Origin of the sequence: Stenotrophomonas pictorum JCM 9942 (genome assembly GCF_001431585.1) — a bacterium.
Taxonomy (GTDB): domain Bacteria; phylum Pseudomonadota; class Gammaproteobacteria; order Xanthomonadales; family Xanthomonadaceae; genus Stenotrophomonas; species Stenotrophomonas pictorum.
Window position 1 is genome coordinate 1 of the sequence record NZ_LLXS01000078.1, and the last position, 11,236, is coordinate 11,236.

Consider the following 11,236-nt stretch of genomic DNA (forward strand, 5'->3'; position numbering starts at 1 on the left):
CAGCTTCAGATTTGTATAAGAAACATCTATGGAACCACCCGATCCCATCCCGAACTCGGAAGTGAAACGTAGCTGCGCCGATGGTAGTGAGGCTTAAGCCTTGCGAGAGTAGGTCATCGCCAGGGTCTTTACTAAAATCCCCGCTGCATACGCAGCGGGGATTTGCTTTTACCAGGCTCCTTCCGCACCCGCCGCGGCAGGAACTGCACGGAAACCGCATCCGAGCCGGCGCACTGCGCTGCTCCAACCGTCTTCCTGATGAAAACAGCGCTGTGGAACCACCCGATCCCATCCCGAACTCGGAAGTGAAACGCAGCCGCGCCGATGGTAGTGAGGCTCAAGCCTTGCGAGAGTAGGTCATCGTCAGGAGTTACACCCAAACCCCGCTGCTCACGCAGCGGGGTTTTTTATTGCGCCACGCCCTGCTGCAGGCCGTAAAGGACGCCGGCAACAAAAAGCCCGGCAGCGGCCGGGCTTGGGGGACAGCCGCCAGAAAATGGCGTTCAGCGCGCCCGCTGGCGCATCCGCACCGCATGCGCCCAGCGAGAAGCAATACCCGGGGCGGTGATGCACACCGCCTCGTCCGTCACCGTCGTCACCGCCCGCTCCAGCAGCTGGATGTCCGCCTCGTGCTGACGCGCCACGTGTGGGTCCTCGAAGAAAATCGCACGCTGGCAGCGGTGCTCCAACACCCGGTCGGCGATCTGCGCGTCGCCACCCAGCGGCCCGCTCTGGAAGCGCTGGATCCACTCCTGGTCACGCGGCCAGCCGCGGCTCCACGCCAGCTCGTTCAAACGTTGGCCGGTGGTGCCGGTGCCGATGCGCTGGGCGAACTGCGAGAGCACCTCGAAATGTTCGGCGGCGAAGTCCAGCATCTGTGGTTTGCGCGCGTCGTGGGCGATCAGGGCCAACGTCTGATTGGCAAAGTCATACAGATCGTCTGCGCCGGGATCGGCGGAAAAGCCCGCATGCATCCGCTCCATCTCGATCCAGTCCCGCGCAGTGGCCACGGTGGAGATGAAAGGCTTGCCGTGGATCACGCACTGGCGTTTCAAGGCGATGGCTTCGGGGAATACCGAAGACGGGTCGACCGGGTCGATCAAGTAGATGGCGCCGTCCAAGGTCCGTTCCGGTGTGCCCATGCCGACGACTTCGGCCACCAGTTTCATCAGTCCGCCCTCGCGGCCGTAAGGGTAGCGCTTGAGGGCGGGATAGTTCTCCAGCGGCCGGGTGCTGGCGATGGCGTCATAGGTGCGACCAACCGCGTGCAGCTCCACGCCGAGCTCGCGGATGCCGTTTTCGCACGCGCGCAGCCAGCGGAACAGGGCCGAATCGGCCCCCTCATGATGCAGGCGGTTGGCCGCCAGACCGATACGCATTGCGGGGACTTCTCCGGATGGGGAGCGCTGAGTGTAGAGCGTGTGTCAGCGTTGAAGCAGGGCGATGATGCTCTGCGCTGCGTCCCGGCCTTCGGCAACGGCCGTCACCACCAGGTCGGCACCCCGCACCGCATCCCCGCCGGCGAACAGCCGGGGGTTGTGGGTCTGGTAGGGCAGCAGGGAGCTGCCGCCGGCGATGATGCGGCCGTTGCTGCTGGCCTGTACGCCTTGGGCTGCCAGCCACTCCGGCAGCGTCGGCGAGAAGCCGAAGGCGATGATCACCACATCCGCTTCCAGCAGCGACTCGCTGCCTTCGATGGGCACCGCGTTGCGGCGGCCGTTGGCATCGGGGGCGCCCAGCCCGGTTTCGACCACGGTCACGCCGATCACTTCGTCGTCGGCACCGGCCTCGATCGCCAACGGTTGGCGGTTGAACAGGAAGCGCACGCCCTCTTCGCGGGCGTTGGCCACCTCGCGTGCCGAGCCCGGCATGCTGGCTTCATCACGGCGATACGCGCAGGTCACTTTGGCCGCGCCGAGGCGGATCGCGCTGCGCACGCAGTCCATGCCGGTGTCACCGCCGCCGAGCACCACCACGCGCTTGCCGTTGAGGTCGGGCAGGGCGATCTGGTCTTCCCAGCCGGCGATCGGCCGTCCCTGCGGATCATCGCCACTGACGATGCGGCTGTTGTGCACCAGGAACGGCAACGCCGGCAGCACGCCCTTGAGATCCTGGCCGATCAGGCCGCCGTCGGTGTAACGGTAGGCACCGGTGCCGAGGAACACCGCGTCGTAGTCGGCCTGCAGCTGCTCGATGCTGATGTCACGGCCGATCTCCACGCCCAGGCGGAACTGCACGCCCATGCCTTCGAGGATCTCGCGGCGGCGGTCGATCACGCTCTTGTCCAGCTTGAAGCTGGGGATGCCGAACTGCAGCAGGCCCCCAATCTTCTCGTAACGGTCGAACACCACCGCCTGCACGCCCGCCCGTGCCAGGCGATCGGCGCAGGCCAGCCCCGCCGGGCCGGCACCGACAACCGCCACGCGCTTGCCGGTGCACTTGACCGCGTGTAGATCGGGCTTCCAGCCGGTGGCCAGCGCGGTATCGACGATGTACTTCTCGACCGCACCGATGGTGACCGCGCCGAATTCCTCCAGCGTGCAGCTGCCTTCGCACAGGCGGTCCTGCGGACAGACCCGACCACAGACTTCCGGCAGCGGGTTGGTGGAATGGCACAGCGTCGCCGCCTCGTGGATGCGGTCCTCCTGCACCAGCTGCAGCCACTGCGGGATGGCGTTGTGTACCGGGCATTTCCAGCTGCAGTAAGGGTTGCCGCAATCCAGGCAACGGCCGGCCTGGTATTGCGCGTCGCTCTTGTCGAACTTGCCGTAGAGCTCGCCCCAATCGCCGGACGTGCGCAATTCCACCGGAATGCGCTGCGGCATGGTGCGGGGCAGATCGAGGAACTGGAAGGCTTGCTTGCGGCTCATGGAAGATTCCGGGCGAGCTTCCCGTCTGCGGGAAGCATTGGCTAAGGCACAAAGGTTGGATGCGTCGATGCGGGGCGTGTCCGTACCGACGCCAGATCAGGCCGCGCGGCGCAGCGACTCGGCCAGCGACTCGATGCTGGCGGCCTTGGGTTTGACCAGCCAGAACTTGCCGACGTAGTCGCGGAACTCGTCGAGGATCTGCTGCGCCCAGATGCTGCCGGTCAACTCGCGGTGACGGCCGATCAGGGTGTGCAGGTGTTGCCGGTAGTTCTCGAAGCCTTCGGCCGAAATGCGGTGGATGTCGATCAGCTCATGGTTGTAGCGGTCGACGAAGTCACGGTCGACGTCGAGCACATAGGCCAGGCCACCGGTGAAGCCGGCGCCGAAGTTCAGGCCGACCTTGCCCAGCACCACCACCACACCGTCGGTCATGTATTCGCAGCAGTGGTCGCCGGCGCCTTCAATCACTGCCAGCGCGCCGGAGTTGCGCACGCCGAAGCGTTCGCCTGCGCGACCTGCGGCAAACAGTTCGCCACCGGTGGCGCCATACAGGCAGGTGTTGCCGATGATGGCAGTGTTGCGCGCCTCGAAGCGGGCACCGCGCGGTGGGCGTACCACCAGGCGACCGCCGGCCATGCCCTTGCCCACGTAGTCGTTGGCTTCGCCTTCCACCTCCAGGTTCAGGCCGCCGACGTTGAACGCGCCGAAGCTCTGTCCGGCGGTGCCGCGGAAGCGCAGGTTCAACGGCGCTTCGCTCATGCCGTGGTTGCCATATGCGCGGGCGATGGTGCCGGACAGGCGCGTGCCCACCGAGCGGTCGGTGTTGTGGATCAGGAAGCGGTGCTCGCCGCCACGCTTGTGGGCGATGGCATCGGCCAGCAGGTCGTCCATCTGCGTGGCCAGGCTGTCCGGCGACTGGTACAGGCGCTGTGCGGCGCAATGCGCGCCCTCGTAGTGGGCAGGCGTGAGCAGGCGCGACAGATCGACCTTGACGCCTTCGCGCGGCGACACATCCAGCCGCTGCAGCAGATCGGTGCGGCCGACGATCTCATCCAGCGAACGCGCGCCCAGGTAGGACAGCCACTGCCGTACTTCCTCGGCCAGCAGGTGGAAGAAGTTCTCCACCCGCTCCGGCAGGCCGGTGAAGTAGCCCGCACGCAGACGCTCGTCCTGGGTGGCCACGCCGGTGGCGCAGTTGTTGAGATGGCAGATGCGCAGGTACTTGCAGCCCAGCACGATCATCGGCCCGGTGCCGAAACCGAAGCTGTCGGCGCCCAGCAGTGCGGCCTTGACCACATCCAGGCCGGTCTTCAGGCCGCCGTCGGTCTGCAGCAGGGTGCGGCTGCGCAGGTCGTTGGCCACCAGTGCCTGGTGCGACTCGGCCACGCCCAGTTCCCACGGTACGCCGGCATAGCGGATCGAGCTGACCGGTGAGGCACCGGTGCCGCCGTCATGGCCGGACACGGTGATCAGATCGGCGCCGGCTTTCACCACGCCGGCAGCAATGGTGCCGACGCCGGCATGCGATACCAGCTTCACCGAGATCAGCGCCTGCGGATTGACCTGCTTCAGGTCGTAGATCAGCTGTGCCAGGTCCTCGATGGAATAGATGTCATGGTGCGGCGGCGGCGAGATCAGGCCGATGCCGGGCTTGGCATAGCGCAGGCGCGCGATCAGCTCGTTGACCTTGTGGCCCGGCAGCTGGCCGCCTTCGCCGGGCTTGGCGCCCTGCGCCACCTTGATCTGCAGCACTTCGGCATTGACCAGGTATTCGGCGGTGACGCCGAAGCGGCCGGAGGCCACCTGCTTGATCTTGGAACGCTTCCCGGTGCCGTAGCGGGCGGGATCTTCGCCGCCTTCGCCGGAGTTGGAGCGGCCGCCGAGGCGGTTCATCGCAATCGCCAGCGCTTCATGCGCTTCCGGCGACAGCGCGCCCAGCGAAATGGCAGCGGTATCGAAACGCTTGAACAGCGCTTCGACCGGTTCCACCTCGTCCAATGGCACCGGCGTTGCCGCCGGCTTGAGCTGCAGCAGATCGCGCAGCGCCGAGGTCGGGCGCGAATGCACCGCGTCCATGTACTTGCGCCAGTCGGCGGCATCGCCGGTACGCGAAGCGCGCTGCAGCGTCATCACCACGTCCGGGTTGTACATGTGGTATTCGCCGCCGTGCACGTACTTGAGCAGGCCGCCGACTTCCGGCTCGGCCAGATCATTCCAGGCACGCACCATCAGCTCGCGGGCTTCGGTATCCAGCCGCGCCAGGCCGACGCCGGCGATACGCGCGGCGGTATCCGGGAAGCACAGTTCAACCACGTCCGGGTCCAGGCCGACGATCTCGAACAGCTGCGCGCCGCGATAGCTGGCGATGGTGCAGATGCCCATCTTGGAGATGATCTTGCTCAGGCCCTTGTAGATGCCCTTGCGGTAGCTGCGGCCGATCTGCGAGACCTCACCGCCCTTCTTCAACTGCAGGATGCCGCGCCGGCCCAGATCGAACAGGGTCTGGTAGGCCAGATACGGATATACCGCGGTCGCACCAAAGCCCAGCAGACAGGCCATGTGGTGCGCATCGCGGGCGGTGCCGGTCTCGATGATCAGGTTGACGTCGCAGCGCAGCCCGACCTTCGAGAGATGGTGATGCACGGCGCTGGTGGCCAGCAGTGCATGCACCATCGGCCGGTCGGCGACCGGGTAGCGGTCGGACAGCAGCAGCATCACCGCGCCTTCGCGCGCGGCCTGTTCGCACTGCGCGCAGATGCGCTCGATGCCGGCCTTCAGCCCTTCCTCGACGCTGTAGGACAGGTCGATCAGGCGGTTGCGCGCGACGTACTGCTCCATCTTCAGCAACTGGCGCAGCTTGCGCTGGCTCAGCACCGGCGAGTTGAGGATGACGTGGTTCACCGTCTCCGCACCGGCGTGGAAGATGTTGGTCTCCTTGCCGAGCTGGGTGGTCAGCGACATCGCGCACTCTTCGCGCAGCGGATCGATCGGCGGGTTGGTGACCTGCGCGAAAGCCTGGCGGAAGTAGTCGTACAGCGGACGGGTGTGGCGGCTGAGCACGGCGATCGGCGTGTCATCGCCCATCGAGCCGGTGGCTTCCTGGCCGGTTTCGGCCAGCGGCCGCAGCACCTGTTCCAGTTCCTCGGTCGTGAGCTGGAACAGCTTGTGGTAGCTGCGCAGCGTGGCCTCGTCGAACGGCTCCTCGGCCAGCGACGGATCGATCAGCTCGGTCTGCAGGTAGGTCACGCCCTGGTGCAGCCATTGCTTGTACGGCGCACGTGCACGGTTGATGCGGTCGATGGCGTCCGAATCGAGCAGGTCGCCACGCTTGAGATCGATGGCCATCATCTGGCCCGGACCGAGCTTTCCCTTGCGCACCACGCGCTCGGTGGGCACTTCCCAGACGCCGGCTTCGGAGGCGACCAGGAAGTGGCGGTCGGAGGTCAGCAGCCAGCGCGCCGGGCGCAGGCCATTGCGGTCCAGGGTGCAGGCGGCATAGCGGCCATCGCAGGCGACGATGCCGGCCGGGCCATCCCACGGTTCGCTGTTCAAGCCATAGAACTCGTAGAACGCGGCCAGATCGGCATCCTTGAATTCCAGCGACTGGGTTGCCGGCGGCACCAGGATGCGCAGCGCCTGGATCAGCTCCATGCCGCCGGCCACCATCAGCTCGAGCATGTTGTCCATGCTCTGCGAATCGGAGCCGTGCATCGAGATCACCGGGTCGAGCTCGGCGATGTCGAACTTCGGCGTCTTCCATACCTTGCTGCGCGCCTGCGCCCAGCGGCGGTTGCCTTCGATGGTGTTGATCTCGCCGTTGTGGGCGAGCAGGCGGAACGGATGGGCCAGCGGCCAGCGTGGCAGGGTGTTGGTGGAAAAGCGCTGGTGGAACACCACCACGCTGGAGGCCAGTTCATGGCGCTGCAGGTCCGGGTAGAAGGTGCTCAGCTTGTCCGGCAGCACCATGCCCTTGTAGGTGATGGCTTCGGCGCTGAGGGTGGTGACGTAATAGTCGGAGACATCGCGCAGCGCCTGTTCGCTGCGACGACGGGCCATGAACAGCGCCAGTGCGAACTGTTCGGCACTCTGCTCGATGTCGGCATCGACGAACACCTGCTCGATCTTCGGCAGCGTGTCGCGCGCCAGCTGGCCACAAACGCTGTCATCGGTGGGCACCTCACGCCAACCGCGCGGATGGCAGCCGGCGCGGCGCAGCTGGGCATCGAGTTCGTCACGGCAGCGCTGTGCGGCATCCGCGTCGTGCGGCAGGAACACCACGCCGGCGGCGAAATTGGGCCCCAGCGCGATGCCGGCTTCTTCGGCCAGCTGGCGCAGGAACACGGTGGGTTTGCGCAGCAGCAGGCCGCAGCCGTCACCGGTGAGCCCGTCAGCGGCGACGCCGCCGCGGTGGGTCATGCGCGACAGTGCGGCGATGGCGGTATCCACCAGCAGGCGCGAGGGCTGGTCATCGAGCTGGGCGACCATGCCGAAGCCACAGGCGTCGCGTTCGTCTTGCGGGTCGTAAAGCCCTTGCGGGGTTCGGACTGCCATGTGTGCCTCTTGACGATGTCAGGTGAGCGGCGACACTCGCCTCGCGCTCAATCCCTGGAGCGCACCTTGAGGCCACCGGATGGCATCGACTAGATCACAGATGCTGCAGTGCCGCAATACATCGTTGCGGACGCAACCAAAGCCTTGTGGGACAAGGCTTTGGCGGGTTTCCATTCAGCCGCAACGCACGCCGCTGACCAGGCCTTTTTCATCGAGCTCGATGTTCAGGCGCTCGCCGATGAACTCCATCGTGACCGGCTGGTTGGGCTTGAGCACGCGGACTTCGCTGGCGCCGGCATCGTCCTTGGCCTGGGCCTGCATCGCCTCCGACCAGGTCTGGCCGACCAGCCCCTGCACCTGGCTGGCATCGCAGCTGCCCACCGGCGGAGGCGTGGCGGCTTCGGCGGTGGCAGCGGCGGCGGCGGCCTGTTGGGCCTGGTCCAGCGCCTGGTCCTGCTCTTCCGCGGCCGGACCCGAGCACGCGCCCAGCAACACGAGCGAGAAAGTGGCGGCAATCAGCGCGGCGGAGCGGCGCGTCGTGGACGGAAACTGCATCGGAACTCCAGAACGTTGTTGGACGTCCCCAGCATATCGTCTGCGTCCGGATGTGTACTGTCGCGCTGCAAAACGGCGGGTCATCCGCAGCGCAGCGCGGTGATGTTGTTGGTGGGGCCGATCTCGATGGTCAGATGGTCACCGCCAGCGCTGGCACCCACGTTGGCGTCATTGCGCCCACGCTGCCCGCGGACCACGCTGACGCCCAGGCTGTCGCTGTCCACGCGTGCGCGTTCCACCGTTCCCGGTGCCGCCGCCAGGCCCGCTGCGCCGCGCACGCTATCGGTGTGGCATTGCCCGGAAATCACCCCGTCGATCGGTTCCACCGACGCGACCGGGGTGCTGCTGCAGGCGCTGAGCGCCATCGCACTGATGCCGACGACAACAAGGATGCGGGACATGTTCGACTCCGGATGTGGCAGTTGCCTACAGCCTGCCGCCGCTGGCGTAAGCGGTTGATGAAAAGCCCGGCGGTGCTGTTCCGCAGATGGCTCCTCGGGCCCGCACACAGGCCGGCGTTGCGGGGCATTCGCGACTCGAACGTAGGCATGCGGACGCCCCGGTTGGCGGTCACCTGACAAAGGACTGCTGCGCTGCCGATAATCGGGCCTTCACTTCCGGAGATGGCGATGTCAGCGCAGGAACGCTGCCGGGTACTGGTACTGGGCGGCTATGGCCACTTCGGAGCACGCATCGTGCGCGCCCTTGCGATCACGCCGGGTATCACGGTGATCGCCGCAGGTCGCAATCCGGCGCAGGCTGCCGCGCGTCTGCCAGGAGTGGATCTGGCGAACATCGAGCTGTGCCGATTGGATACTGCGGCTGCGGATTTTGCAGCGACGCTTGCCGGCACGCACGCGGACCTGGTCATCCACACCGCCGGGCCGTTCCAGGGGCAGGGCTACGACGTGGCGCAGGCCTGCCTGCGGGCCGGCATGCACTACATCGATCTGGCCGATGGCCGTGAGTTTGTCGCCGGCTTTCCCGGGCAACTGGACGCGCTTGCACAGCGGATGCAGTGCTGCGCGATCACTGGCGCAAGCACGTTGCCGGCGCTGTCCAGTGCGGTGGTGGATGCGTTGGCGCCGCAGTTCGAACAGCTGCACAGCATCGACATGGTGATCGCGCCGGCGCAGGCCACGCCGCTGGGCATCGCCACGGTGCGCGCGGTGTTGTCCTATTGCGGCAGGCCGTTCGACTGCTGGATCGATGGGCGCTGGCAGACCCGTATCGGGTGGGCCAAGCCGCAGCCGGTGCGCTTCGCGCGCATCGGCCCGTGTCTGGCCTCGCCCTGCGATGTGCCCGACCACACCTTGCTGGTGCAGCGCTATCCGGGCGTGGCGACGGTGCGTTTTCGTGCCGCGCTGGAACTGCCGTTGCTGTCGCGCTGTCTGGCCGCGCTGGCGTGGCTGCGCGGTCACGGCCTGCCGCTGCCGATGGAAGCGCTGGCCGGGGTGTTCGCGCGCGCCGGACGCTGGTTCGACCGTTTCGGCACGGACCTCGGCGGTATGCGCATCACCCTGCGCGGCCAACGCGGTGGTTTGCAGCACACCGTCCATTGGGACCTGACCGCGCCGATGCTGCACGGCCCGGAGATTCCCACCTTCGCCGCGGTGCTGCTGGCGCGCCGCTTCGCCCGCGGGGAAGGGCTGCCGATTGGCGCCCATGCCTGTATGGGCATGCTGAGCCTGGCCGAGTTCGAGCGCGAGTTCGCGCGCTGGCGGATCGACAGCGCCGTCAGCTGAAGCATTCAGCCCGACAGGGGTCAGGGTGCCGACCGGGCTATTGACGACATTTGTAGTCAGGCCTACCGTGACGACACATGTAGTCACGGAGACGGCCATGCGCCGCAAGACCATCGGGGACCAGGAACTGGCCCTGCTGCAGTACATCGGAGAGAACGAACCGGCCAGCGTCGGCGAGGTGGCGGCGTGCTTTGGGGAGGCCCGCGGGCTGGCCCGTTCCACCGTGCTGACGATGATGGAGCGCCTGCGCACCAAGGGATACCTGCAGCGTGAGCACGACGCCGGTGTATACCGCTACACCACCACCACCGGGCAGCAGGACGTGGTCAGCGGTGCGGTCGGCAGCTTTGTCGAGAAGACCCTGCAGGGATCGATCTCGCCGTTCGTGGCATGGATGTCGCAGAAAGCCGAGGTCAGCGACCACGAACTGGCCGAACTGGAAGCGCTGGTCAGCAAGCTGCAGTCGCAGCGCCGGGAGGACTGAATCATGGATTCCACCTTCGAACTGTTGGGCAGCCGCTTGCTGGCCACCAGCGTGCAGACCGCCCTGTTGGCGGGCCTGGTGTGGCTGCTGTGCCGCTGCGTGCGGCGGCTGCCGGCCAGCACCCAGTGCGCGCTGTGGTGGCTGGTGGCGCTGCAGGCGGTGGTCGGCGTGTTCTGGGTCGCACCGCTGGAACTGCCGGTACTGCCTGCAATAGAAATGGTGACGGTGGTGCAGCAGGCGCAGGCCGCCGCTCCGACGGTTGCAGCCACGCCGCTGATCGTGATGAAGCCCCTGCCGGTGGACAGCGGCTGGTCGTGGTCGCTGGTGCTGATGGCGTTGTGGGGGGGCGGCGTTGCGGTGATGGTATGGCGCACGTTCACTGCCTGGCGCGGCAGCCGTGCGCTGCTGCGTCATGCCCAGCCGTGCCGCGACCACAAGCTCGGTGCCGCCTTGCAACTCGCCGCCGCTGCCCATGGCCTGCGCCGCGCACCGCGTCTGATGCTCAGCACGGCCATCGATTCGCCGCAGCTGATCGGGCCGTGGCATCCGGTCCTGCTGCTGCCGGCACGTGGCCTGCAGCGCATGGACGATGACCAGCTGGACATGGCGCTGACCCACGAGCTGGTCCACCTGCAACGCCGCGACCTGTGGCTGGGCCTGGTGCCGGCACTGGCCCAGCACCTGTTCTTCTTCCACCCGCTGGTCCACCTGGCCGCCCGCGAATACGGCATTGCCCGCGAAGCGGCGGTGGACGCCGCCGTGGTTGCCGGGAATCGCCACTGCCGCCACCACTACGGACGCCTGCTGCTGCAATTGGGCGTCGCTCCACGTCCCGGCGCTGGATTGGCCAGTGCCTCGCCCAGCTTCCTCAGTCTGAAGCGGAGATTGCTCATGTTGCAGGACACCCCATCTTTCCCGCGCGCCGGCGCGGTGCTGATTCTTGCCGTCGTCGCGCTGGTCGGCGTGGCACCGCTGCGGCTGGTGGCGATGCCGGCTCCGCCCGCACCTCCCCCGCCGCCCGCTCCCCCTGC

General features: G+C 67.0%; 8 protein-coding genes and 2 rRNA genes. 5 read left to right on the top strand and 5 right to left on the bottom strand.

Annotated elements, in window-relative coordinates:
* Positions 1-9: 9 nt before the first annotated feature.
* Together rrf (ARC78_RS15935) and rrf (ARC78_RS15940) are read left to right on the top strand one after the other, a co-directional pair.
* A 5S ribosomal RNA gene (gene rrf, locus ARC78_RS15935) occupies positions 10-125 on the top strand.
* A gap of 129 nt (positions 126-254) precedes the next feature.
* Positions 255-369, top strand: a 5S ribosomal RNA gene (rrf, locus tag ARC78_RS15940).
* 134 nt (positions 370-503) lie between these two features.
* Here the strand turns inward: rrf (ARC78_RS15940) and ARC78_RS15945 are convergent.
* From ARC78_RS15945 to ARC78_RS15965, 5 genes are all read right to left on the bottom strand, one after another.
* Positions 504-1,379, bottom strand: a complete 876-nt coding sequence (locus ARC78_RS15945; RefSeq protein ID WP_054660578.1) for a methylglyoxal synthase — start codon at positions 1,377-1,379, stop codon at positions 504-506.
* 45 nt (positions 1,380-1,424) lie between these two features.
* Positions 1,425-2,870, bottom strand: coding sequence for an FAD-dependent oxidoreductase (locus tag ARC78_RS15950; RefSeq protein WP_057506639.1), 1,446 nt, complete (start codon positions 2,868-2,870; stop codon positions 1,425-1,427).
* Positions 2,871-2,966: 96 nt separating this feature from the next.
* Complete coding sequence (gene gltB, locus ARC78_RS15955; protein ID WP_057506640.1) at positions 2,967-7,421, bottom strand: glutamate synthase large subunit; 4,455 nt, start codon at positions 7,419-7,421, stop codon at positions 2,967-2,969.
* Positions 7,422-7,595: 174 nt separating this feature from the next.
* Positions 7,596-7,976 (bottom strand): I78 family peptidase inhibitor, encoded by a 381-nt coding sequence (locus tag ARC78_RS15960; protein WP_057506641.1) that lies wholly within the window; start codon positions 7,974-7,976, stop codon positions 7,596-7,598.
* Positions 7,977-8,056: 80 nt separating this feature from the next.
* Positions 8,057-8,377 (bottom strand): hypothetical protein, encoded by a 321-nt coding sequence (locus tag ARC78_RS15965; protein ID WP_054660784.1) that lies wholly within the window; start codon positions 8,375-8,377, stop codon positions 8,057-8,059.
* A 228-nt stretch (positions 8,378-8,605) separates the two neighbouring features.
* Here ARC78_RS15965 and ARC78_RS15970 point away from each other — a divergent pair, with 228 nt between their 5' ends.
* The 3 genes from ARC78_RS15970 to ARC78_RS15980 all read left to right on the top strand — a co-directional run.
* The gene (locus tag ARC78_RS15970; protein WP_096145002.1) at positions 8,606-9,721 is read left to right on the top strand and encodes a saccharopine dehydrogenase NADP-binding domain-containing protein; all 1,116 of its coding nucleotides are present in this window, start codon (positions 8,606-8,608) and stop codon (positions 9,719-9,721) included.
* Positions 9,722-9,818: 97 nt separating this feature from the next.
* Positions 9,819-10,205 carry a BlaI/MecI/CopY family transcriptional regulator gene (locus tag ARC78_RS15975; RefSeq protein ID WP_054660920.1) on the top strand — a complete coding sequence of 129 codons (387 nt, stop codon included), beginning with the start codon at positions 9,819-9,821 and terminating at the stop codon, positions 10,203-10,205.
* 3 nt (positions 10,206-10,208) lie between these two features.
* Positions 10,209-11,236, top strand: a 1,028-nt coding sequence (locus ARC78_RS15980) for a M56 family metallopeptidase (RefSeq protein ID WP_241772771.1), incomplete at its 3' end; no start/stop codon positions are given.